Genomic DNA, 21,437 nt, shown 5'->3' with positions numbered 1-21,437 from the left:
ATTGACCGCGCGGGCGCGCTGCGCTGAACGCCGCGCTGCCGTTCGGTCACGCGGCTTTTGGCAGTGGACGACGACGAGGAAGACGGCGGGAAGCAACACGCTGGCGTGGCGGATTTGCCCGGAAGGCGGATCAGGCCGCGCAGACCGGGTACGTCACGCGGGAAACCTGCACAAAATGCTCGAAATATCGAGCCGAGCAAACGCCTGAGCGTACTCTATCGAGGTCTGCTTGACAAGTTTGCCGATTTGATCTGGCACCACATAAGAAAATGCCCCAATTTGGAGCGATATTTCGGGGCCTGATCAGCTGATCAGCAGATCCGGCCGCCATTCGATGCGGCGTCTCGCATGGCCGGCGCGGCCGTTCCCGCTCCCCTCACCGCCTGCTTCGGGCGCGCGATTCACGCCGATGCGCGGCACGAACAACAGCACCTCGCCCACATGCAGCAGCGGCACGTCGCGTTGCCAGGCCGGCACGCCACGCTCCTGGAACAGATTCTTCAAAGTGCGCGACGGGCCGGCGGCCGATGTGCGCAGCCGTTCGCCACCGCTGCGCGCAAGCACGACGAGCGGCGCGGCGGCGAGTTGCGCTTCGGTCACGGTGTACTCGTCGAGCGCCTCGTCTTCCGCGATCGGCCGGAACACGAAGCTGCCGCGCCAGGCCGGCAGGTGCCAGACTTCTTGCCCATGCCAGGCGAGCCGGGCAGCGGGCCGCGCGGGTGCGGTGCCGTCGTCGGCCGGATCGGCGCTGTCGCCGGCCTCCCAGTACACGTCGCCGCGATACAGGCGCAGGCACTGCCCCGCGTGGTCGATGCGCAACGCATGCGACACCTGCGTGGCGCGCAGTTGCTTGATCATCTCGGCCAGTCGCGCCGCCGAAGCGCCGGGCAGGCCCAGCGTGCGCATCCAGTGGCGCAGCAGGTTCGCGCCGCGTTCGTCGTCGAGCGCCAGCAAGCGCTCGCGCGACAACACGCGGCGGCCCTCGTCGTCCTCGTGCCCCACGTTGTCCAGATCGCCGGCCGCGAGCACGTCGAGCAGCCGTTGTGCGGCGGCGGCATGCTGCGCGGTGCGCGACAGCGCATCGCGAAACCCGGGGAAATGGACCGACAGCGCGGGCAACACCTCCAGGCGCAGCGCATTGCGTGCATAGCGCGTGTCGGCGTTCGACTCGTCGTCGATCCAGCGCAGTGCATGTGCTTCGGCATAGCGTTCGAGTTGCGCGCGCAACAGATGCAGCAGCGGCCGCACCCGCACGATGCGCGCTTCGGCCGGCAGATAGCTCGGCGCCATCGCCGCCATGCCGGCCAGCCCCGCCCCGCGCAGCAACTGCAACAGCACGGTTTCGGCCTGATCGTCGGCATGCTGGGCGAGCCACAGCGCCTGCACGTCGTGATGTTCGCCGAGCGCGTCGAGCGCGCGATAGCGCACCTCGCGCGCGCTGGCCTCGACCCCCAACCCGGTCTCGCGCGGCACCGCGACGCGCTCGGCCGCAAAGCGCACGCCGAGCGCCGCGGCGGTGGCCTCGGCATGCGCCAGCCACGCATCGGCATTGCCGCTGAGGCCGTGATGCACATGGAACGCGAAGCAGCGCGCGGCGCCGGCCACGCGCACCGCGGCATCGAGCAGCACGGTGGAATCGAGGCCGCCGCTGTAGGCGATGCCGATCGACGCATCGTCGGGCAGGCGGCCCAAAGCAACGCGGACCGCGTCGAGCACGACGCGGTCCGCGGAGAGATCTTTCGGTGGAATCATCGGTAACACGCGCGCGTCACGAAGCGGCCGGCGCGATATGCCAGGCTCACAGGCCCGGCGTGGTTTCCTTGAACTTGCCGTAGCCGAGCAGGCGCTCCATGCGGCGCTCGCGCAACGCATCGATGCCCATGCCCTGGAACTGGCGCAGCGTGTCGGCGAGCGCGCGGCGCAGCAGCGCGGCCATGCCCTTCGGATCGCGATGCGCGCCGCCGAGCGGCTCGTTGACGATCTTGTCGATCAGGCCGAGCGCCTTCAGGCGATGCGCGGTCAGGCCCAGCGCTTCCGCCGCTTCCGGCGCCTTCGCCGCGCTCTTCCAGAGAATCGACGCGCAGCCTTCCGGCGAGATCACCGAATAGGTGGAGAACTGCAGCATCAGCACGGTATCGGCCACGGCGATCGCGAGCGCACCGCCCGAGCCGCCTTCGCCGATGATGGTGGTGATGATCGGCGTCTTCAGCTCGGCCATCACGTAGAGGTTGCGGCCGATCGCTTCCGACTGGCTGCGCTCCTCGGCGCCGATGCCCGGATACGCGCCCGGGGTATCGACGAACGTAAACAGCGGCAGGCTGAACTTCTCGGCCAGGCGCATCAGGCGCTCGGCCTTGCGATAGCCTTCCGGGCGGGGCATGCCGAAGTTGCGCGCCGCGCGTTCCTTGGTGTCGCGCCCCTTCTGATGGCCGATCACCATGCACGGGGTGCCGCCGAAACGCGCCAGACCGCCGATGATCGACTGGTCGTCGGCAAAGGCGCGGTCGCCGTGCAGTTCATGGAAATCGGTGAACAGCTCGTTCACGTAATCGAGCGTGTACGGGCGCTGCGGATGACGCGCGATCTGCGAAACCTGCCAGGGCGACAGGTTCGCGTAGAGATCCTTGGTCAACTGCTGGCTCTTCTTCGACAGACGCTCGATCTCTTCCGAAATGTCGACAGCCGAATCGTCCTGCACAAAACGCAGTTCTTCGATCTTGCCTTCAAGTTCGGCGATCGGCTGTTCGAAATCCAGAAACGTGGTCTTCATGTATGAGAATCCTTGGGTCATGCGGCAGCGCGTATTCTAACCGCGCTCGCCCGCATCAAAATCGGGTCGAAACTATCGACCCAACCTAAGCAATAGTCAATTCAGGTCAAGCGTCGCCGGTTTCCGTGTCCAGACTGCGCCACATGTACCAGGTTGCGACAGTACGCCACGGCTCCCAGTTGGCGGCCACTTCGCGCGCCTCGCTGCGCGTGACCGGCTCGCCGCTGAAATAGTTGACGCTGATCGCGCGGATCAGGCCGGGGTCGTCGAGCGGCAGCACGTCGGGCCGCGACAGGTTGAAGATCAGGAACATCTCGGCCGTCCAGCGGCCGATGCCGCGGATCTGCGTGAGCTCGGCGATCACGGCCTCGTCTTCCATCGAGGTCCACTTGTCGACGTGCAACGCGCCGGACACGAAGTGCTGGGCCAGATCGATGATGTACTCGGACTTGCGCTTGGACAGGCCGCAGGCGCCGAGCTTGTCGAGGCCGAGCCGGATCACCTGCTGCGGCGAGAGCTTCGGGCAGGCCGCTTCGATCGCGGCCCACACGGCCTGCGCCGAGGCGACCGAGATCTGCTGGCCGACCACCGAGCGCGCGAGCGTGACGAACGGGTCGCCGCGCTTGACCAGATGGGCCGGGCCGAACTTCGGGATCAGCTTCTTGAGGATGCGGTCGCGCTTGACGAGATCGGCGCAGGCCTTGTCCCAATAGGGCGGGCGCACCACCACCTCGAGCACGGCGTCGGCATGCGCCGGTGCCTCCGCCTCGGCCGGCGGCTCGCGGCGCTCGGCGGGCGCGGCCTTCGCCACGGCGCGCGCGAGCGGCGCATGCGCGGCGCCGTTAATGGCATCCGCGCGCTTGGCGGCGACCTTCCCGGCCGGCGCACGCTTCGCGGCCACCGGCGACACGTTCGCCGTGCGTGCCGCGCGCTTCGCCGGCACTTTCCTGCCCGTTGCCATCTTGCCTCCTGCCTGGCGGGTCAGCGGAACGGACGACGCGCGATCAAACGCGACGCCATTCGGTCAACCCGCCCGGTTTGTCTTCAAGCGCGACGCCGGCTTCGAGCAATTGCGCCCGGATCCGGTCCGCTTCGGCATAGTTCTTCGCCAGCTTCGCCGCGGTGCGCGCGGCGATCTGCGCCTCGACCGCCTCGGCGTCGAGCGCATTGTCGGCCGCGCCGGCAGCCTGCTGCAAATAGGCGCGCGGATCGCGGCCGAGCAGGCCCAGCAGCGCTCCGAGATGCTTGAGCTGACGCGCCAGCGACGGCGAGCCCGTGCGATTGACTTCGCCGGCCAGTTCGAACAGCACCGACACGGCCAGCGCCGTGTTGAAGTCGTCGTTCATCGCGGCCGCGAAACGCTGCGCATGCGGCTCGTCGCGATCGAGCGGCGCCGCGTCGGGCGTCACGTCCTTCAGCGCGGTATACAGGCGCGTGAGAGCGGCGCGCGCATCGTCGAGCGACACATCGCTGTAATTGAGCGGCGAGCGGTAATGGGTGCGCACGATGAAGAAGCGCATCACCTCGGCGTCGTACTTCGCGAGCACTTCGCGGATCGTGAAGAAGTTGCCGAGCGATTTCGACATCTTCTCGCTGTCGACCTGCACGAAGCCGTTGTGCATCCAGTAGTTGACGAAGGTGGTGCCGGTGGCGCCTTCGCTCTGGGCGATCTCATTCTCGTGGTGCGGGAACTGCAGATCCTGGCCGCCGCCGTGGATGTCGAAGTGATCGCCGAGCAGCGTGCAGCCCATCGCCGAACATTCGATATGCCAGCCCGGCCGGCCGCGCCCGTACTTCGAATCCCAGCTCGTATCGGCCGGCTCCTCGGGCTTGGCGCTCTTCCACAGCACGAAATCGAGCGGGTCCTGCTTGGCGTCGTTCGCGGCGACGCGCTCGCCGGCGCGCAGGTCGTCGAGCGACTTGCCCGACAGGCGGCCGTAGTTGGCGAACTTGCGCACCGCGTAATTGACGTCGCCGTCCGTCGCCTGATAGGCGTAGCCGTTGGCTTCGAGCTTCTCGATCATGCCGAGCATCTGCGGGATGAACTGCGTCGCGCGCGGCTCGTGCTCGGGCCGCTCGACGCCGAGCGCATCCAGGTCTTCATGCATCGCGGCGATGAAGCGGGACGTGAGCGAGGCGATCGTCTCGCGGTTCTCGACCGCGCGGCGGATGATCTTGTCGTCGATGTCGGTAATATTGCGCACGTACGTCACGCGATAGCCGAGATCGCGCAGCCAGCGCTGCACGATGTCGAACACGACCATCATGCGCGCGTGCCCGACGTGACAGTAGTCGTATACGGTGATGCCGCAAACGTACATCCGTACTTCGCCAGGATGCCTTGGCGCGAAGACTTGCTTGTCACGCGCGAGCGTGTTGTAGATGCGCAGAGATTCCATAGAGATGAAACGAGAGCCGATGGGTGCCGCCCTGGCGACGGGCGCTTGCAAGAGATTCCGCTCGGAGCGCCTGCCGCGGGCCGACTCGACTCGCCGCGCAACGGCGGCGCCGAACGGACGGCGGGCGAAGCGTCAACGGCCGTAAGAAACGGCTGCGAGAGGCAAAAGACAGTCCGCGGCTCGCCGGAACGCGCGGACGATTTGCTAGAATGGGTCGGAGTATAACATTGCGATTTAAGCCCATGAAATCTTCCCGCGGCCGCGCGCCGAGCGCTGCGACCCTCGTTGCAACCGCCGTACTCGGTGCAGCGCTGGCCTTCCCGGCCTTTGCCCAGAAGGCTCCCGCCACCGCCGACGGCACGCCGGAAATCGACACGTCGATCACCAGCCGCAACTGGTCGGCGGCACTGTCGCAGCTCGACGCGCGTATCGCGTCGAACCCGCGCGACGTGCAGGCGCAGTTCAAGCGAGGCACCGTGCTCGCGCGGCTGAATCGCGACGACGACGCGATCCGGCAGTTCACCGCGATCACCCAGGCCTACCCCGAACTCCCCGAGCCGTACAACAATCTCGCCGCGCTGTATGCCAAGCATGGCCGCTATGAAGAAGCGCGCGCCGCGCTCGTCACCGCGATCCAGGCCAACCCCGACTACGGCGTGGCCTACGAGAACCTCGGCGATCTGTACCTGCGGCTCGCGGCCGAATCGTACAAGCGCGCGCAGAAGCTCGGCCACACCAGCGGCCCGACCGCGCAGCGGCTGGCCGATATCGACCGGATCGTCTCGCCGTCGCCGGCCTCCGCCGCCGCGCCCGCCGCCGCGAGCCGCACGAGCGCGTTGTCGAACGCCGCGGCGGCGAACGTCTCCACCACCACGCTGCCGCTGTCGCCGAGCTTCCAGTTCGGCGTGAGCGGCACGTCGCTGACGACGCCGCCCTACCTCGCGCCGTCGAACTGACGCCGCATCGCCACGCGCCTTTTACCCATCATCCAGAGGATCGTCATGAAACGTCTGTTGTTGGCGCTCGGCAGCGCCGCCCTCGTTGCGACCGCACCGGCGTACGCGCAAACGGCCGCCACGCATCCCGTCGTGCAACTGAAGACCTCGCAGGGCGAGATCCGCGTCGAGCTGTATCCGGAGAAGGCCCCCAAGACCGTGGCCAACTTCCTCGACTACGTGAAATCCGGCCAGTACAACGGCACGATCTTCCACCGCGTGATCCCGGGCTTCATGATCCAGGGCGGCGGCTACAAGGCCAACTTCGACGAAAAGCCGACCCGCGCGGCGATCCCGCTCGAAAGCCGCAACGGCCTGAAGAACGTGACCGGCACGATCGCGATGGCCCGCACCAGCGATCCGAATTCGGCCACGGCGCAGTTCTTCATCAATACCGTCGACAACGCCAACCTCGACTACCCGAACCCGGACGGCAACGGCTATGCCGTGTTCGGCAAGGTCGTGTCGGGCATGGATGTCGTCAAGAAGATCGAGGCGACGCCCACCACCTCGCGCGGCGGCATGCGCGACGTGCCGGAAAAGCCGATCACGATCGATTCGGCGAGCGTCGTCGGCAAGTAACCCGGTCAACCGGCGCGCAAGTCTGCGCCCCGCTACGCGGCCGCGTCGTTTCGACCGGCCGCTTGCCATTTTCACCACCCTCAACGAAGGAACCATCATGGTTGAACTGCATACGAACCACGGCGTGATCAAGCTCGAACTCGACGCCGACAAGGCACCGAAGTCGGTGGAAAACTTCCTCAACTACGTGAAGGCCGGCCACTACGACAACACGGTGTTCCACCGCGTCATCAACAACTTCATGATTCAGGGCGGCGGTTTCGAGCCGGGCATGAAGCAGAAGCCGACCGAAGCGCCGATCGACAACGAAGCGAACAACGGCCTGAAGAACGCGAACTACACGGTCGCGATGGCGCGCACCAACGATCCGCACTCGGCCACGGCCCAGTTCTTCATCAACGTCAACGACAACGACTTCCTGAACCACTCGTCGCCGACGCCGCAAGGCTGGGGCTACGCCGTGTTCGGCAAGGTGGTCGAAGGCCAGGACGTGGTCGACAAGATCAAGGCCGTCAAGACGGGCAGCAAGGGCTTCCATCAGGACGTGCCGGCCGACGACGTCGTGATCGAAAAGGCCGTGGTGGTCTGACGCGGCGAGGAGGCACTTCGATGCTGCAGGAAACACCGCCGCGAAGCGTCTCCGGGGGCGTGCCGGGCGAGCAGAGTCTCGCTCACGCGGCACGCCCGTTTTTGTTCATCTCCGATCTGCATCTGAGCGACGCGATTCCGCGCACCGTCGCCGCGTTCGAGCACTTCGTGCACGTCACGGCCGCGAGCGCCGATTCGGTGTTCATCCTCGGCGATCTGTTCGAATACTGGGTCGGCGACGATATCCTCGACGACGACCCGTTCGCCCGGCACATCGCCGCGCTGCTGCACACGTTCCCGGAGCGCGGCATCGCGCTCTACGTGATGCACGGCAACCGCGATTTCCTGCTCGGCAAGCGCTTCATGAAGCAAGCCGGCGCGATGCTGGTGCCCGACCCATCCGTGGTGCTCGCGTTCGGCAAGCGCATCGTGCTCGCGCATGGCGACGCGCAATGCACGGCCGATCGCGGCTATCAATGGTTCCGAAGGTTCGCGCGCAACCGGCTCGCGCAGTGGCTGTTCCTCGCGCGCTCGCTGGCATGGCGGCGTGGGCTCGCGCAACGCATGCGCGCCAAGAGCGAATCGGGCCGCGAGCGGCCGGTGTCGCCGCGCTACGACGTCACGCGCCACGGCATCGCGCAATTGTTCCGGCGCAGCGGCGCCGACCTGATGATCCACGGCCACACGCACCGCCCGGCCCGGCATGCGGAGCCGGAAGGCACGCGCTGGGTGCTGCCCGATTGGGATCTGGACCACGGCGCGGCGCGCGGCGGTTATTTGCGGCTCGACGCCGAAGGCGTGCGCGCGCTGCCGCTCGAATCCTGAACGGCGGGCGGCGTGTGCCGCCCTGGGCAGATCGGCTCGCTACCTCAGCCTCTTCAACCGGTGTGTTCGATCGCGTGGCCGCCGAGCGCGGCCGACAACCTGCGCAGATCGAGCCGCCCGTCGGCCTGCAGCGCCTCGAAACGCTCGCCGAGCCGCTCAAGCGCCGCCACCACCTCGTCGACGCGCTGCGCTTCCTTCGCCGCATGATCGACCAGGCCGTGAATCGCGAGCGACATCGGGTCGTCGGCGTTCGGCGTGATGCCGTAGGCGCTGAACACGGCGCGCTCGGGCGTGCCGCGTTTCGCTTCGGCCGGCGCCTGCGCCGGCATGACCACCCGCGCCGGATTGCCGACCGCGGTGCCGCCTGCCGGCACCGGCTTGACGACCACCGCGTTGGAGCCGATCTTCGCGCCCTCGCCGATGGTGAACCCGCCCAGCACCTTCGCCCCCGCCCCGACGATCACGCCGCGCTCCAGCGTGGGGTGCCGTTTCGCGCCGCGCGTGAGCGACGTGCCGCCGAGCGTCACGCCCTGATAGATGGTGCAGTCGTCGCCGACGATCGCCGTCTCGCCGATCACCACGCCCATGCCGTGATCGATGAACACGCGCCGCCCGAGCGTGGCGCCCGGGTGGATCTCGATGCCGGTCATGAAACGCGCCACCTGCGACACGAAGCGGCCGAGCCAGCGCCGGCCGCGCCGCCAGCAGGCGTGCGCGATGCGATGGAAGATCAGTGCGTGGATGCCGGGGTAACAGGTCAGCACCTCCCAGGCGCTGCGAGCGGCGGGATCGCGCTCGCGGATCGTCGCGATGTCTTCTCGGAGTCTCGTGAACATGGTGTGGGGCTGATGTCGACCGGGATGGGGATGCGCCGCGCGCTCTGCGTCGCACGGCCCTTATGCGTCAACGGCATTTGCTTATGACGCGCCGACCGATTGTAGGGCGACTCGCGCGCGGCCGCTGACGGTGCGCGCTTGCCCCCATCGACGCCGGGGGTATTGGCTGCGAACGCCCGGCACCCCGCCGCTTCAGCGCTCGTCGCGGCCCGACTTGATCAGGATGTGCTTGGCGATGCCGCGCAGGATATTGACCTCCTCGCGCTCCAGCCCGGCGCGCGAAAACAGCCGCCGCAGCCGCGACATCAGCTTTTTCGGGTTGTGCGGATCGAGAAAATCGAGCGCGACCAGCGCCGTTTCGAGATGCGAGAACATCCGCTCGATCTCCTCGGCCTGCGCAAGCGTGCCGACCACACCGACCGCGCCGACCGGACCGTCGTGCGGCTGCGGCGCCTGTGCCGCGACCTCGAGCAGCGCCACGCGCAGTTCGTAGGCCAGCACCTGGATCGCCTGCGACAAATTCAGCGAGCTGTAATCGGGATTGGCCGGGATATGCGCGATGGCGCTGCAGCGCTCGACATGCTCGTTCGACAGCCCCACGCGCTCGTTGCCGAACACGAACGCGATCTCGCCGCTGGCGAGCTGGCGCTGCGCCTCGCCGGCTGCCGCGCGCGGCGCAAGCCGCGGCGGGCCGTATTCGCGGCTGCGCGCGCTGAGGGCCACCGACCACTGCACGCCGGCCAGCGCCTCGTCGAGCGTGGCCACGATGCGCGTGGCGGCCAGCACGTCGTCGGCGCCGCTCGCCATGGCGATGGCGTCCGGATCGGCCAGCACGTCGGCCACGCGCGGCGAGACCAGCACCAGCCGCGAGAAACCCATGGTCTTGAGCGCGCGGGCCGCCGCGCCGACGTTGCCGGGGTGGCTCGGCTCGACCAGCACGAAGCGTGCAGCGGCGAAGGCGGAGCCGGAATCAGAACCGGACAGCGTGGCCGGGGTGGAATGCGAGGTTGCCAACGTGTGGATCCGTCCGAAGAACATGAGAGTCGGGGCGTCATGGTAGCGCCAACGCCACACTAATCCCACCCGGCCGAACGGTCCAGGCCACGTGACGGTCGGAAAAATGCCCCGACTCGGGTAAAATGCCGGTTTCGCGCTTGCCCGCCGCCTGTCATGGCAGTGGGCAACGGCACAGCGCCAGCGCCCCGTTCTTTGTCAATTCGCGTCTTCCGTCGACGAAACGTCCGCCCAGCCTTGCCGGGCGGCGCTTCGCCGGTTCAGTTCACCTTCGTGGCGGCCCCTTGCCGCCGGCTACAGGATCAGGCTCATGCATCCCATGCTCAATATTGCTGTCAAGGCTGCGCGTCGCGCCGGGCAGATCATCAACCGCGCCTCGCTCGATCTCGATCTGGTCGAGGTCCGCAAGAAGCAGCACAACGATTTCGTCACGGAAGTCGACAAAGCCGCGGAAGACGCGATCATCGACACGCTCAAGACGGCCTACCCCGATCACGCGATCCTGGCCGAGGAATCGGGCAAGTCGGACAACGAATCCGAATACGTCTGGATCATCGATCCGCTCGACGGCACCACCAACTTCATTCACGGCTTCCCGTACTACTGCGTCTCGATCGCGCTCGCGCATCGCGGCGTGGTGCAGCAGGCTGTGGTCTACGATCCGAACAAGAACGACCTGTTCACGGCCACCCGCGGCCGCGGCGCGTTCCTGAACGACCGCCGCATCCGCGTCGGCCGCCGCGACCGCCTGGCGGACGCGCTGGTCGGCACCGGCTTCCCGTTCCGCGAAAAAGATGGCCTCGAGGAATACACGCGCCTGTTCATGGAAATGACGCAAGCCTGCTCGGGCCTGCGCCGCCCGGGCGCGGCCGCGCTCGATCTGGCGAACGTCGCGGCGGGCCGCCTCGACGCATTCTTCGAGCAAGGCATCCACGCCTGGGACATCGCCGCGGGCAGCCTGCTGATCACCGAGGCCGGCGGCCTGGTGGGCAACTACCACGGCGAATCGGATTTCCTCGACCGCAACGAGATCGTCGCGGCGAACCCGAAGGTCTACGCGCAGATGATCCCGATCCTGAACCGCTACTCGCGCATCGGCCTCGACAAGCCGGCCCAGCAGTCCTGAGCCCGCGCCGGGCGCCGCGTGCGCCCGGCTCGCGACGCGCCATGAAAAAGGCCCGCATCGAAACGATGCGGGCCTTTTTTCGTCGTCGGCCGGCGGCTTGCGGGCTACCCAACCTCAACCGTCGATCGCACCCATCGGCCCGTGGCCGCGAATCCACGACCAGTCGGCGCGCTCGGCCATCTCCTTGTCGCCACGGCTGTCGCCATAGGCGAACAGCTTCTCCGGCGGCTGCGCGCCCCACCACGCGGCGAGACGCACCACCTTCTGCGGCCCCCAGCAATTCTCGCCATCGAAGCGGCCCGTGAAGCGCCCGCCCTCGAACGCCAGGCGCGTGGCGAGCACGGTGTCGATGCCGGCCGTCGCGGCCCACTTCTCCAGGTACAGCGACGGCGACGCGCTGACCAGCACCACCGTATGACCGCGCGCCTGATGCTCGCGCACGCGTTCGAGCATCTCGGGCCGCACCAGGCGCGGCAGCTCGGTGGCGACGAAGCGCGCGGCGCGCGCATCGAGCTCGGCCTGCGCGATCGGCCCGAACGCGAACCACGCGAAGCGCGCCTTGGCCGCGCCGCGCGAGATCCAGCCGGCCTTCATCGCGACGATCCACGGCAGCGCGCGCAGGCCGGCCCAGGCAAAACGGATCGGGCCGACGGCCTGCTGCACGAAGTGCCGGAAGCTGTCGGAAGTGGTGATGGTGCCGTCGAAATCGAAGGCGGCAACGATGCGGTCGGTCATGGCAAGGGCGTGTAGCGCAACGAACAAGCCCGGACGATAGCAAATTTGCGCGGCCTGGGGCGCGCATCGACGACAACGCCGGAGCCAACCACGCTCCGGCGCTCGATTCCACGACCGGCGCACCGCCATCAGGCAGCACGCCGGCGCGCGATCGGATCAGATATGGCCCTGCTGATGCGCGGACACGCCGACCTGCTGCAGCCCGGCGTCGCCCGCCGCCTCGCCGGCTTCCACCGGCTTCGCGAAGCGCCGCGCCCAGATCGCCGTGACGATCGGCACCAGGATCGCCGTGATCAGGCAGGCCGTGGCCACCGTGGCCGTGGCGGCCGGCACCAGCGGCTTCAGGCGCGGCACCATCTCGCCGATGATCGCCGGGTTGGCCACCGCCGCGCCCGCCGTGGACGAGGCCGCGATGCCGGCCGTGCCGTTGCCGCCGCCGATGAAGCGATCCGCCAGGATCAGCGGAATGCCCGTGACGAGGATCACGGCCACGCCGAGGAAGATGCCCGGAATGCCGCTGGTCGCGATCACGTGCAGATCGATGCCGTTGCCGAGCGCGAAGCCGAAGAACGGAATCAGCGGATGCACGCAGCGGCCGAACAGGTCGCGCAGGTCGCGGTCGAGGTTGCCGAGCGCGAAGCCGATCAGGAACGGCAGCACCGCGCCCACGAACAGCCGTGGCTCGAACACCGCCACCCCGGTCGCGCCGAGGATCGTCATGCTGACGAGCGGCCCCGATTCGAGCGACATCAGCACGAACGCCCCGGCCTCCTCTCGTGTGCCGTACTGCTGCATGACGGCGGCGTACAGGCCGCCGTTGGTCATGTCCATCGAGGCCACGATCGCCAGCAGCGACAGCCCGGCGAACACCCCGCTCTGAATGCCGTCACCCGGAATGAAGCGCGCGCAGATCAGCGTGACGAGCCACGCCACCAGCGTCTTGGTCAGCACCAGCGTGCCCGACTTGCGCAGCACCACGCCGGTGGCGCGCAGGTCGATGGTCGCCCCCATGCAGAAGAACCACACCGCCAGAATCGGCACCGTGCCCGAAATCAGCCCGTTGGTAAACGAGCCGAAATACTTCCCCGAATCGGGCGCGAAGGTGTGCACGCAGGCGCCGAGCACCATCGGCACCAGCATCAGCCCACCCGGCACGCGGTCGATGAATTTCTTGATTTTCACTGGGTTCTCCATCCCTGGACGCAGGCGTCCGTTATCGAATCCGTCGTCTCCTGACGTGATTTCGGAACGTTATTCCATTCTCCGATCGCCTCCCATCGCGGTTAACCCTGCACCAAGACAAGGCCCCTGCATCGAGACGCAGCGGATTTTCCGGCGGCCCAGAAAAATAGTTGGAACGATGTTCCGATTATTTTCCGGTTGTGCTCTAATGCCGGAACACCAGCGGGCGCCGAGCGCGGCAGCCCGCGCATCGATCCCCCACGGAGACAGCACATGGAAGTCAGGCAGGCGATTCACAGCGAGCACGCGAAAACCCTCGATACGGCCGGGCTGCGTCGGCATTTCCTGGTCGAGAAGGTGTTCGAGCCGGATGCGCTGCAACTGACCTACAGCCATATCGACCGCATCATCGTGGGCGGCGCGTTCCCCGCCACGCGCGCGGTGGAAGTGCCGGCCTCGCTCGGCAAGTCGATCGGCGTCGATCACCTGCTGCAGCGGCGCGAGCTGGGCGCGATCAATATCGGCGGCGACGGCTGGGTGGACGTGGACGGCACGCGTCACGCGGTGCGCTTCGAGGAAGCGATCTATATCGGCCAGGGCGCGCAATCGGTGGCGTTCGGCAGCGACGACGCCAGCCGCCCGGCCAAGTTCTACCTGAACTGCGCGCCGGCCCACACGGCCTACCCCACGCGCGTCATCACGCTGGCGCAGGCCTCGCCCGAAACGCTCGGCGATCCGTCCACCAGCAACCGCCGCACCATCTACAAGTTCATCGTTCCGGAAGTCGTGCAGACCTGCCAGCTCTCGATGGGCATGACCAAGCTCGAACCGGGCAACCTGTGGAACACCATGCCGTGCCATACGCACGAGCGGCGCATGGAGGTGTATTTCTATTTCGGCATGCAGGACGACGCGGCGGTGTTCCACATGTGCGGCGAGCCGACCGAGACGCGCCATCTGCTGGTGCACAACGAGCAGGCCGTGATCTCGCCGAGCTGGTCGATCCACTCGGGCGTCGGCACGCGCGCCTATACGTTCATCTGGGGCATGGTCGGCGAGAACCAGGTGTTCAAGGACATGGACCACGTCGCGATTTCCGCGCTGCGCTAAGCCTCATGAGCCTCGAGAACCGAACCGTGACCCCGGCCTCCCCCTTCGACCTGAGCGGCAAGGTCGCGCTCGTGACCGGCTGCAATACCGGCCTGGGCGCCGGCATGGCCATCGCGCTGGCGCAGGCCGGCTGCGACATCGTGGGCGTCAACCGCGGCGCGCCGGCCGACACGCTCACGCGCGTCGAGGCGCTCGGCCGCCGCTTCCTGGACCTGCGCGCCGACCTGTCGAGCATCGCGCCGATCGACGACGTGATCGCCGCCAGCGTCGAGGCGTTCGGCCGCATCGACATCCTCGTCAACAACGCCGGCATCATCCGCCGCAACGACGCGCTCGCCTTCACCGAGGACGATTGGGACGCCGTGATCGACACCAACCTCAAGACGGTGTTCTTCCTCGCGCAGGCCGTGGCGAAGCAGTTCGTGCGGCAGGACGGCCCCGGCAAGATCATCAACGTCGCGTCGATGCTGTCGTTCCAGGGCGGCGTGCGGGTGCCGTCGTACACCGCGTCGAAGAGCGGCGTGCTGGGGCTCACGCGCCTGCTCGCCAACGAGTGGGCCGCGCGCGGCATCAACGTCAACGCGATCGCGCCGGGCTACATGGCCACCAACAACACCACGCAACTGCGCGAGGATGCGCAGCGCAACGAGGAAATCCTCGGCCGGATTCCGGCCGGACGCTGGGGCGCGCCCGAGGATCTGGCCGGGCCGGTGCTGTTCCTCGCCTCGTCGGCCTCCGATTACGTGCACGGCCACACGCTGGCCGTCGACGGCGGCTGGCTGGCCCGCTGATGCAACGCCGCGCCCGGACACGCTATGCTCACGCCTGATTCATATTCGACGGATGGTCTGCACATGGAAGCGATGCTCACGCGCCGGAAGGACGAGGCCGCGTCCCGGGCGCGAAACGACGACGGCGACAAGGCCGAATCGGCCTCGGCCGCCGGCAAGGTGTTCGCCGTGCTGGAAGCGCTCGGCGCGCACGGCCCGATCGGCATCAGCGAGCTGTCGCAGCGGCTCGGCATGTCCAAGACCACCGTGCACCGCTTCCTGCAGACGCTGAAGACGCTCGGCTTCGTCGCGCAGGAAGACGAAACCGAGCGCTACCGGCTGACGATCCGCCTGTTCGAACTCGGCGCGCAGGCGCTCGACAGCGTCGACCTGGTGCGCGAGGCCGACATCGAGATGCGCCGCATCGGCCGGCTCACGCGCGAGGCGCTGCATCTCGGCGCGTTCGACGAGGATCACATCATCTACATCCACAAGATCGACGCCGATTACGGGCTGCGCATGCATTCGCGGATCGGCCGCACCAACCCGCTCCACAGCACCGCGATCGGCAAGGTGCTGCTGGCCTGGATGGCGCCCGACGAGGCGCGCGAGGCGCTCGCGCGCGTGGTGTTCCGCAAGTCCACGCCGAAGACGCTGGCCTCGGCCGAAGCCGTCTGGAGCATTCTTCCGCACGTGCGCGAGCAGGGTTACGGCGAGGACAACGAGGAACAGGAAGACGGGCTGGTGTGCCTGGCGGTGCCGGTGTTCGACCGCTTCGGCCGCGCGATCGCGGGGCTGTCGATCTCGTTTCCGACCATGCGCTGCGGCGCCGACACCAAGCCGCATTACGTGGCGCTGCTCAAGCAGGCCGGGCAGGCGATTTCGGCGAAGCTCGGGTATCGCGGCGGCAGCGAGAACGAAGGCGAGGCTTCGGCCGTCTGAATCGCCGGGCGGCGCGCCGCCCGGCTCGTATCCACGCCTCAATGCATCGGCATCGGCAAACTCAAGACGCCCCATCCGCCGTGTGCGGAATCCCCTCCACCGGGCACTCGGGCGTGCCCGGCATCGGCCGCGTGATCGCCTCGACGGCCGCGCGCGCCTTCTGCGGATCGGCAATCCAGTCGCGATAGAACGCAAACGGGCAATCGGCCACGCCGTGCACGCCGTCGCCCGAATGGATCGTGCCGGTATAGCCGCGATGCAGCAGCTTGTAGAGATGGTTCTGCGACTGCAGGTTGCGGCGCGCGTCGCGGATCAGCGAGACCGAAAGCTCCGCGTACTGCACGCCCATCTCCTCCTCGCCGCATTCGCCGAGCGTGCGCCCGTCGAAACCGACGATGGCCGAATGCCCGAAATACGAATACACGCCGTCGAAGCCGGCCGCGTTGGCCACCGCCACGTAGGTGTTGTTCATCCAGGCCATCGCCTTCGACACCATCACCTGCTGCTCCTTGGCCGGGTACATGTAGCCCTGGCAGCGCACGATCAGCTCCGCGCCGCGCATCGCGCAGTCGCGCCAGATCTCCGGATAGTTGCCGTCGTCGCAGATGATCAGGCTGATCTTCAGGCCCTTCGGCCCATCGCTCACGTAGGTGCGGTCGCCCGGATACCAGCCCTCGATCGGCGTCCACGGCATGATCTTGCGGTACTTCTGCACGATCTCGCCGTGGTTGTCGATCAGGATCAGCGTGTTGTACGGCGCCTTGTGCGGGTGTTCCTCGTGACGCTCGCCGGTGATCGAGAACACGCCCCACACGTTGGCCTGGCGGCAGGCGGCCGAGAAGATCTCGGTTTCCGCGCCGGGGATGGTGGAGGCCGTTTCATACATTTCGGCCTCGTCGTACATGATGCCGTGCGTCGAATACTCGGGGAAGATCACCAGGTCCATGCCCGGCAGCCCGCGCTTCATGCCGATCAGCATCTCGCCGATCTTGCGCGCGTTCTCCAGCACCTCGGCGCGCGTGTGCAGGCGCGGCATCCGGTAGTTGACCACCGCCACGCCGACACTGTCGCGGCTGCTCGAAATATCGCCATGTCGCATCGTCTTGCTCCGTTCGGTGCGCGGGGCGCGCAGGCATGCGGCCCCGCGCCAGGGTTCAGTGACTGATCATCCAGGGCCGGCCGGCGGGCTGCTTGAGCGCCGCCGCCGGGTTGGCCTGCGCCGGCTTGCCGATCGCGCCGCCGCCGCTCGCGCCGGCGAGCGTCGCGCGCCCGCCCGAACAGCAGCCGCAGCCGGGCCGGTGGCGCCCCCCGCTGCCGCCGTCGCCCGATTGACGCGGCGCATGGGCCGCACGCTCGTTGGTGGCGTGCGCCGTGCGCCGGTCGCCCGCCATCAGCGCCAGCGCGGGCGCGGTCAGCCGCCGCGCGCCGATCGTGCCGCACGCGGGGCACGGCGCGGGCCGGTCGCGCTCGGCGATCGCGCGCATCGCGACGAACGGCCCGCAGGCCTCGCAGTGAAAGTCGTAGATCGGCATCTCGGGCGCTCCGTGCTCAGGCGTGGCTCAGGTCGTACGAGATCGGCAGGTCCACCTCGCCCGTCACGTGCCGCACCGGCCCCTGCGCGTTCGGCCGGATGTCGAAATCGAAGATCTGGGTCGGCAGCCACAGCGTCGCGCACGCGTTCGGGATGTCGACCACGCCGCTGATATGCCCCTGCACCGGCGCGCAGCCGAGCAGCGAATAGGCCTGCGCGCCCGAGTAGCCGAACTTCTTCAGGTATTCGATGGCGTTCAGGCAGGCCTGGCGATAGGCGACGGTCACGTCGAGGTAATGCTGGCCGCCCGTCTCGTCGACCGAAATGCCCTCGAAGATCAGGTAGTCGTTGTAGTTCGGCGTGATCGGGCTCGGCTGGAACACCGGGTTGCGGATGCCGTACTTGGCCATGCCGCCCTTGATCAGGTTCACGCGCATGTGCACCCAGCCGGCCATCTCGATCGCGCCGCAGAACGTGATCTCGCCGTCGCCCTGGCTGAAGTGCAGGTCGCCGACCGACAGCCCCGCGCCGTCCACGTACACCGGGAAGAACACCTTCGAGCCGCGCGACAGATCCTTGATGTCGCAATTGCCGCCGTGCTCGCGCGGCGGCACGGTGCGCGCGCCCTCGGCGGCGGCCTTGGCCTTCGCGTCGCCACTCAGGCTGCCCATGTGCGCGGTGGCCGCGAACGGCGGGTTGGCCAGCGGCGGCACGCGTTCCGGGTCGGTCGCGATCAGGGCCGTCTCGCGCGTGTTCCAGGTTTCGAGCAGCTTCGGATCGGGCAGGCAGCCGATCAGGCCGGGGTGGATCAGGCCCGCGAAGTTCACGCCGGGAATATGGCGCGAGCTGGTGTACAAGCCGTGGAAATCCCAGATCGACTTCTGCGCCGACGGGAAATGGTCGGTCAGGAAGCCGCCGCCGTTGGTCTTCGAGAAGAAACCGTTGAAGCCCCACTGGCTGTCGGACTTCGCGCCGATGTCGAGCAGGTCGACCACCAGCAGGTCGCCCGGCTCGGCGCCCTTCACGCCGACCGGGCCGGACAGGAAGTGGACGATCGACAGGTCGATGTCGCGCACGTCGTCGGCGCTGTCGTCGTTCTTGATGAAGCCGCCGGTCCAGTCGTAGGTTTCGAGCACGAAGTCGTCGCCGGGCTTGACCCAGCACGCCATCGGAATGTCGGGGTGCCAGCGGTTGTGGACTTGCTGGTTCTCGTAGGCGGACTGGTTCAGGTCGACCTTGATCAGGGTTTCGGGCATTTCGCACGCTCCTCGGTGCTGCGTTGGACGATGACGGCGCGCACGCCGTCAGACGGACAGGTATTCGCGAATGCGGTCGGTGTCGCCGGCCTCGCGGGTACTCTGGTGAACGAAACGGCCGCCCTCGATCACGAACAGCCGGTCGGCCACCTCGAGCGCGAAGCTCAGGACCTGCTCGGACACCACGATCGCGATGTCGCGCGAGGCGCGGATCTGGTTCAGTGCCTTGGCGATGTCCTTGATCACGGACGGCTGGATGCCCTCGGTCGGCTCGTCGAGCAGCAGCACCTTCGGGTCGGTGGCCAGCGCCCGCGCGATCGCCAGTTGCTGCTGCTGGCCGCCCGACAGGTTGCCGCCCTTGCGGCGGCGCATGTCCCACAGCACCGGGAACAGCGCGTACAGCTCCTCGGGCACGGTTTGCGTGGGCGCGTTCTCCAGGCCGGTGCGGATGTTCTCCTCCACCGTCAGCGACGCGAAGATCTGCCGGCCCTGCGGCACGTAGCCGATGCCCTTGGCCACGCGCCGGAAGCTCTCGTCCTTCGAGACATCGGCGCCGCCCACCTTCACGGTGCCGCGGCTGGCCGGCAGCATGCCGATCAGCGACTTGAACAGCGTGGTCTTGCCCATGCCGTTGCGGCCCATCACCGCGACGCTTTCGCGGTTGCCGACCGAAAAGCCGATGCCGTGCAGCACCTCGCTCTGGCCGTAACTGACGACGAGATCGTCGACTTCGAGCATGTCGGGTTCCTCCTTTTCAGTGGCCCAGATAAACGTCGATCACGCGCGGGTCCGCCTGCACCGTGGCCATCGGCCCTTCGGCCAGGATCTTTCCCTGGTGCATCACGGTGACCTTGTGCGCGATCCGCTCGACGAACGCCATGTCGTGCTCGATGACGATCATCGAGCGCTGCTGGCAGATCCGGCCCAGCAGCTCGGCCGTGATCTCGCGCTCCTTCACGCTCATGCCGGCGATCGGCTCGTCGAGCATCAACAGTTCGGGGTCCTGCATGAGCAGCATGCCGATCTCCAGCCACTGCTTCTGGCCGTGCGACAGCAGCCCGGCCTCCATGTCGAGCACCGCGGCCAGGCCGATCTCCTCGGCCACCGCCAGCACCTGGTCGGTCACCGCGCTGTCGCGCCGGAACGCCAGCGCGCCGAACACGCCGCGCCCGCGCGGATACGACACCTCCAGGTTCTGCGACACCGACAGGTTTTCGTAGATCGACGGCGTCTGGAACTTGCGGCCGATGCCCTTGCGCACGCGCCGGAATTCGGCCAGCCGCGTGATTTCCTCGTTGCGGAACTTGATGCTGCCGGCCGTCTCGCGGGTCTTGCCGCAGATCAGGTCGAGCAGCGTGGTCTTGCCGGCGCCGTTCGGGCCGATCACCACGCGCAGCTCGCCGCGTTCGAGATAGAGGTTCAGCGAATCGATCGCCTTGAAGCCGTCGAACGACACGGTCAGGTCCTCGACCGCGAGCAGGAAGTCGGTATTGCTCATCGTCAGGCCTCCTGGTTGGCCGGCTCGCCGAGCCAGCGCCGCAGCCGCGGCCGTGCATGCGCCTCGTACAGCCCCGCGATGCCGTTCGGGAACGCCATCACCACGCCGATGAACATCGCCGCCATCAGGAACAGCCACAGGTTCGGGAAACTCTCCGAGAACCAGGTCTTGCCGAGATTGACGAGGATCGTGCCGAGCACCGCGCCCGCCACCGACATGCGCCCGCCCACCGCCGCGTAGATCACCATCTCGATCGACGGCACGATGCCGACGAACGACGGCGACATGAAGCCCACCTGCAGCGTGAACATCGCGCCGCCGACCGCCGCGAGCAGCGCCGCCACGCAGAACGCGAACACCTTGAACATCGCCACGTCGTAGCCGGAGAAGCGCACCCGGTCCTCCTTGTCGCGCATCGCCAGCAGCAGCGTGCCGAGCTTGCCGCGCTGCACCCAGCGGCAGGCCAGCATGGCCACGATCAGCAGCGCCGCGTTGACGAAATACAGCACGTATTTCGACGCGTTCGACTGGATGCTCCAGCCCAGCAGCGTGCGCAGGTCGGTGATGCCGTTCACGCCGCCCGTATAGCCCTGCTGGCCGATGATCAGCACCGACAGGATCAGCGCCACGGCCTGCGTGATGATCGCGAAATACACGCCGCCCACGCGCCGCTTGAACATCGCGAAGCCCACCACGAAGGCCAGCAGCGTGGGCACCACCAGCACCGCGAGGATCGCGAACGGCAGCGAGTGGAACGGCTGCCACCAGCCCGGCAGCGCGGTGAGCTGGTTCCAGTCCATGAAATCGGGAATGCCCGGCGTGGTCTGGGTCTTGGTCGAGATCGGATCGGACGCCTCCAGCTTCAGGAACATCGCCATCGCGTAGCCGCCCAGGCCGAAGAACACGCCCTGCCCCAGGCTCAGCACGCCGCCGTAGCCCCAGGCGATCACCAGGCCCACCGCGACGAACGCGTAGGTCAGGTACTTGCCCATCAGGTTCAGGCGGAACGCGTCGAGCGCGAGCGGAAACACCACGACGATCAGGATCGCCAGCAGCACGATGCCGGCATAGCCGGAGGCGTCGGCGCGGCGCGCCAGCGCGCGCCAGCCGCCCGGCTTGGCGGGGCCGGCGGGCGAGACGAGCTTGCCCGCGACGGATTGGATGGGTTCCATGATTGCTCTCCGGTCAGGAGGTCAGAATTCGGTTGAACTGAACGGTCGATGCGCACGGCCGCACGGGTCGGCTGAACGGGTCGGACCCAGGCATCAGGCACGCGGG

Annotated in this window: 22 protein-coding genes; 8 read left to right on the top strand and 14 right to left on the bottom strand. The window is 67.7% G+C overall.

The window, feature by feature from the left end:
* Positions 1 to 303: 303 nt before the first annotated feature.
* The 4 genes from tilS to cysS form a co-directional block, all read right to left on the bottom strand.
* Positions 304 to 1,752: a tRNA lysidine(34) synthetase TilS gene (tilS, locus tag AB4851_RS22825; protein WP_414451564.1), complete on the bottom strand. Its 1,449-nt coding sequence runs from the start codon at positions 1,750 to 1,752 to the stop codon at positions 304 to 306.
* 46 nt (positions 1,753 to 1,798) lie between these two features.
* Positions 1,799 to 2,770, bottom strand: a complete 972-nt coding sequence (locus AB4851_RS22820; RefSeq protein ID WP_414442430.1) for an acetyl-CoA carboxylase carboxyltransferase subunit alpha — start codon at positions 2,768 to 2,770, stop codon at positions 1,799 to 1,801.
* A gap of 106 nt (positions 2,771 to 2,876) precedes the next feature.
* Entirely contained in the window at positions 2,877 to 3,731 is an 855-nt protein-coding gene (locus AB4851_RS22815) for a DNA-3-methyladenine glycosylase family protein (RefSeq protein WP_414451563.1), read from the bottom strand.
* Positions 3,732 to 3,774: 43 nt separating this feature from the next.
* Complete coding sequence (gene cysS, locus AB4851_RS22810) at positions 3,775 to 5,169, bottom strand: cysteine--tRNA ligase (RefSeq protein ID WP_414451562.1); 1,395 nt, start codon at positions 5,167 to 5,169, stop codon at positions 3,775 to 3,777.
* Positions 5,170 to 5,411: 242 nt separating this feature from the next.
* On the opposite strand from cysS, the gene AB4851_RS22805 reads away from it, so the two are divergent.
* The 4 genes from AB4851_RS22805 to AB4851_RS22790 all read left to right on the top strand — a co-directional run bounded on the left by AB4851_RS22805 (position 5,412) and on the right by AB4851_RS22790 (position 8,159).
* On the top strand, positions 5,412 to 6,125 hold the full coding sequence (locus AB4851_RS22805) for a tetratricopeptide repeat protein (RefSeq protein WP_414451561.1): 714 nt from the start codon (positions 5,412 to 5,414) through the stop codon (positions 6,123 to 6,125).
* 45 nt (positions 6,126 to 6,170) lie between these two features.
* On the top strand, positions 6,171 to 6,746 hold the full coding sequence (locus AB4851_RS22800; RefSeq protein WP_414442434.1) for a peptidylprolyl isomerase: 576 nt from the start codon (positions 6,171 to 6,173) through the stop codon (positions 6,744 to 6,746).
* A 97-nt stretch (positions 6,747 to 6,843) separates the two neighbouring features.
* Complete coding sequence (locus tag AB4851_RS22795; protein WP_414451560.1) at positions 6,844 to 7,335, top strand: peptidylprolyl isomerase; 492 nt, start codon at positions 6,844 to 6,846, stop codon at positions 7,333 to 7,335.
* Positions 7,336 to 7,355: 20 nt separating this feature from the next.
* Entirely contained in the window at positions 7,356 to 8,159 is an 804-nt protein-coding gene (locus AB4851_RS22790) for a UDP-2,3-diacylglucosamine diphosphatase (RefSeq protein ID WP_414451559.1), read from the top strand.
* A 53-nt stretch (positions 8,160 to 8,212) separates the two neighbouring features.
* On the opposite strand, the gene cysE is transcribed toward AB4851_RS22790, so the two are convergent.
* Both cysE and AB4851_RS22780 read right to left on the bottom strand, forming a co-directional pair.
* Positions 8,213 to 8,995, bottom strand: coding sequence for a serine O-acetyltransferase (gene cysE, locus AB4851_RS22785; RefSeq protein ID WP_414451558.1), 783 nt, complete (start codon positions 8,993 to 8,995; stop codon positions 8,213 to 8,215).
* Positions 8,996 to 9,187: 192 nt separating this feature from the next.
* Complete coding sequence (locus tag AB4851_RS22780) at positions 9,188 to 10,033, bottom strand: RNA methyltransferase (protein ID WP_414451557.1); 846 nt, start codon at positions 10,031 to 10,033, stop codon at positions 9,188 to 9,190.
* A 286-nt stretch (positions 10,034 to 10,319) separates the two neighbouring features.
* Here AB4851_RS22780 and AB4851_RS22775 point away from each other — a divergent pair, with 286 nt between their 5' ends.
* Positions 10,320 to 11,135, top strand: a complete 816-nt coding sequence (locus tag AB4851_RS22775; protein ID WP_414442439.1) for an inositol monophosphatase family protein — start codon at positions 10,320 to 10,322, stop codon at positions 11,133 to 11,135.
* A gap of 114 nt (positions 11,136 to 11,249) precedes the next feature.
* Here AB4851_RS22775 and AB4851_RS22770 read toward each other — a convergent pair whose 3' ends face one another.
* Positions 11,250 to 11,870, bottom strand: coding sequence for an HAD family hydrolase (locus AB4851_RS22770; protein ID WP_414451556.1), 621 nt, complete (start codon positions 11,868 to 11,870; stop codon positions 11,250 to 11,252).
* Positions 11,871 to 12,026: 156 nt separating this feature from the next.
* On the bottom strand, positions 12,027 to 13,052 hold the full coding sequence (kdgT, locus tag AB4851_RS22765) for a 2-keto-3-deoxygluconate transporter (RefSeq protein WP_414442441.1): 1,026 nt from the start codon (positions 13,050 to 13,052) through the stop codon (positions 12,027 to 12,029).
* Positions 13,053 to 13,325: 273 nt separating this feature from the next.
* Here kdgT and kduI point away from each other — a divergent pair, with 273 nt between their 5' ends.
* The 3 genes from kduI to kdgR all read left to right on the top strand — a co-directional run bounded on the left by kduI (position 13,326) and on the right by kdgR (position 15,874).
* Positions 13,326 to 14,162 carry a 5-dehydro-4-deoxy-D-glucuronate isomerase gene (gene kduI / locus AB4851_RS22760; RefSeq protein ID WP_414442442.1) on the top strand — a complete coding sequence of 279 codons (837 nt, stop codon included), beginning with the start codon at positions 13,326 to 13,328 and terminating at the stop codon, positions 14,160 to 14,162.
* Between the two features lie 5 nt (positions 14,163 to 14,167).
* Positions 14,168 to 14,953, top strand: coding sequence for a 2-dehydro-3-deoxy-D-gluconate 5-dehydrogenase KduD (gene kduD, locus AB4851_RS22755; RefSeq protein ID WP_414451555.1), 786 nt, complete (start codon positions 14,168 to 14,170; stop codon positions 14,951 to 14,953).
* Between the two features lie 63 nt (positions 14,954 to 15,016).
* Entirely contained in the window at positions 15,017 to 15,874 is an 858-nt protein-coding gene (gene kdgR, locus AB4851_RS22750) for a DNA-binding transcriptional regulator KdgR (RefSeq protein WP_414451554.1), read from the top strand.
* 61 nt (positions 15,875 to 15,935) lie between these two features.
* Here the strand turns inward: kdgR and AB4851_RS22745 are convergent, their stop codons facing one another.
* From AB4851_RS22745 to urtC, 6 genes are read right to left on the bottom strand one after another with little or no spacing between them, the layout of a single operon-like run.
* Positions 15,936 to 16,973: an aliphatic amidase gene (locus tag AB4851_RS22745; RefSeq protein ID WP_414451553.1), complete on the bottom strand. Its 1,038-nt coding sequence runs from the start codon at positions 16,971 to 16,973 to the stop codon at positions 15,936 to 15,938.
* A 55-nt stretch (positions 16,974 to 17,028) separates the two neighbouring features.
* On the bottom strand, positions 17,029 to 17,406 hold the full coding sequence (locus AB4851_RS22740) for an FmdB family zinc ribbon protein (RefSeq protein ID WP_414451552.1): 378 nt from the start codon (positions 17,404 to 17,406) through the stop codon (positions 17,029 to 17,031).
* A 16-nt stretch (positions 17,407 to 17,422) separates the two neighbouring features.
* Positions 17,423 to 18,661, bottom strand: a complete 1,239-nt coding sequence (gene fmdA / locus AB4851_RS22735; RefSeq protein WP_414451551.1) for a formamidase — start codon at positions 18,659 to 18,661, stop codon at positions 17,423 to 17,425.
* 48 nt (positions 18,662 to 18,709) lie between these two features.
* Positions 18,710 to 19,399 carry an urea ABC transporter ATP-binding subunit UrtE gene (gene urtE, locus AB4851_RS22730; protein ID WP_414451550.1) on the bottom strand — a complete coding sequence of 230 codons (690 nt, stop codon included), beginning with the start codon at positions 19,397 to 19,399 and terminating at the stop codon, positions 18,710 to 18,712.
* Positions 19,400 to 19,415: 16 nt separating this feature from the next.
* A complete protein-coding gene (gene urtD, locus AB4851_RS22725) occupies positions 19,416 to 20,159 on the bottom strand; it encodes an urea ABC transporter ATP-binding protein UrtD (protein WP_414442449.1) in 744 nt (247 codons plus the stop codon).
* A 2-nt stretch (positions 20,160 to 20,161) separates the two neighbouring features.
* Positions 20,162 to 21,331: an urea ABC transporter permease subunit UrtC gene (gene urtC / locus AB4851_RS22720; protein WP_414451549.1), complete on the bottom strand. Its 1,170-nt coding sequence runs from the start codon at positions 21,329 to 21,331 to the stop codon at positions 20,162 to 20,164.
* Positions 21,332 to 21,437: the final 106 nt, after the last annotated feature.

This window comes from Burkholderia sp. 22PA0099 (genome assembly GCF_047497165.1).
Taxonomy (GTDB): Bacteria; Pseudomonadota; Gammaproteobacteria; order Burkholderiales; family Burkholderiaceae; genus Burkholderia.
This window is presented reverse-complemented; position numbering and strand designations above follow the sequence as displayed.

Bases quoted from the DNA above. Each gene is read 5' to 3' on its own strand.
- tilS (WP_414451564.1), bottom strand. From the start codon at position 1,752: ATGATTCCACCGAAAGATCTCTCCGCGGACCGCGTCGTGCTCGACGCG.
- AB4851_RS22820 (WP_414442430.1), bottom strand. From the start codon at position 2,770: ATGAAGACCACGTTTCTGGATTTCGAACAGCCGATCGCCGAACTTGAA.
- AB4851_RS22815 (WP_414451563.1), bottom strand. From the start codon at position 3,731: ATGGCAACGGGCAGGAAAGTGCCGGCGAAGCGCGCGGCACGCACGGCG.
- cysS (WP_414451562.1), bottom strand. From the start codon at position 5,169: ATGGAATCTCTGCGCATCTACAACACGCTCGCGCGTGACAAGCAAGTC.
- AB4851_RS22805 (WP_414451561.1), top strand. From the start codon at position 5,412: ATGAAATCTTCCCGCGGCCGCGCGCCGAGCGCTGCGACCCTCGTTGCA.
- AB4851_RS22800 (WP_414442434.1), top strand. From the start codon at position 6,171: ATGAAACGTCTGTTGTTGGCGCTCGGCAGCGCCGCCCTCGTTGCGACC.
- AB4851_RS22795 (WP_414451560.1), top strand. From the start codon at position 6,844: ATGGTTGAACTGCATACGAACCACGGCGTGATCAAGCTCGAACTCGAC.
- AB4851_RS22790 (WP_414451559.1), top strand. From the start codon at position 7,356: ATGCTGCAGGAAACACCGCCGCGAAGCGTCTCCGGGGGCGTGCCGGGC.
- cysE (WP_414451558.1), bottom strand. From the start codon at position 8,995: ATGTTCACGAGACTCCGAGAAGACATCGCGACGATCCGCGAGCGCGAT.
- AB4851_RS22780 (WP_414451557.1), bottom strand. From the start codon at position 10,033: ATGTTCTTCGGACGGATCCACACGTTGGCAACCTCGCATTCCACCCCG.
- AB4851_RS22775 (WP_414442439.1), top strand. From the start codon at position 10,320: ATGCATCCCATGCTCAATATTGCTGTCAAGGCTGCGCGTCGCGCCGGG.
- AB4851_RS22770 (WP_414451556.1), bottom strand. From the start codon at position 11,870: ATGACCGACCGCATCGTTGCCGCCTTCGATTTCGACGGCACCATCACC.
- kduI (WP_414442442.1), top strand. From the start codon at position 13,326: ATGGAAGTCAGGCAGGCGATTCACAGCGAGCACGCGAAAACCCTCGAT.
- kduD (WP_414451555.1), top strand. From the start codon at position 14,168: ATGAGCCTCGAGAACCGAACCGTGACCCCGGCCTCCCCCTTCGACCTG.
- kdgR (WP_414451554.1), top strand. From the start codon at position 15,017: ATGGAAGCGATGCTCACGCGCCGGAAGGACGAGGCCGCGTCCCGGGCG.
- AB4851_RS22745 (WP_414451553.1), bottom strand. From the start codon at position 16,973: ATGCGACATGGCGATATTTCGAGCAGCCGCGACAGTGTCGGCGTGGCG.
- AB4851_RS22740 (WP_414451552.1), bottom strand. From the start codon at position 17,406: ATGCCGATCTACGACTTTCACTGCGAGGCCTGCGGGCCGTTCGTCGCG.
- fmdA (WP_414451551.1), bottom strand. From the start codon at position 18,661: ATGCCCGAAACCCTGATCAAGGTCGACCTGAACCAGTCCGCCTACGAG.
- urtE (WP_414451550.1), bottom strand. From the start codon at position 19,399: ATGCTCGAAGTCGACGATCTCGTCGTCAGTTACGGCCAGAGCGAGGTG.
- urtD (WP_414442449.1), bottom strand. From the start codon at position 20,159: ATGAGCAATACCGACTTCCTGCTCGCGGTCGAGGACCTGACCGTGTCG.
- urtC (WP_414451549.1), bottom strand. From the start codon at position 21,331: ATGGAACCCATCCAATCCGTCGCGGGCAAGCTCGTCTCGCCCGCCGGC.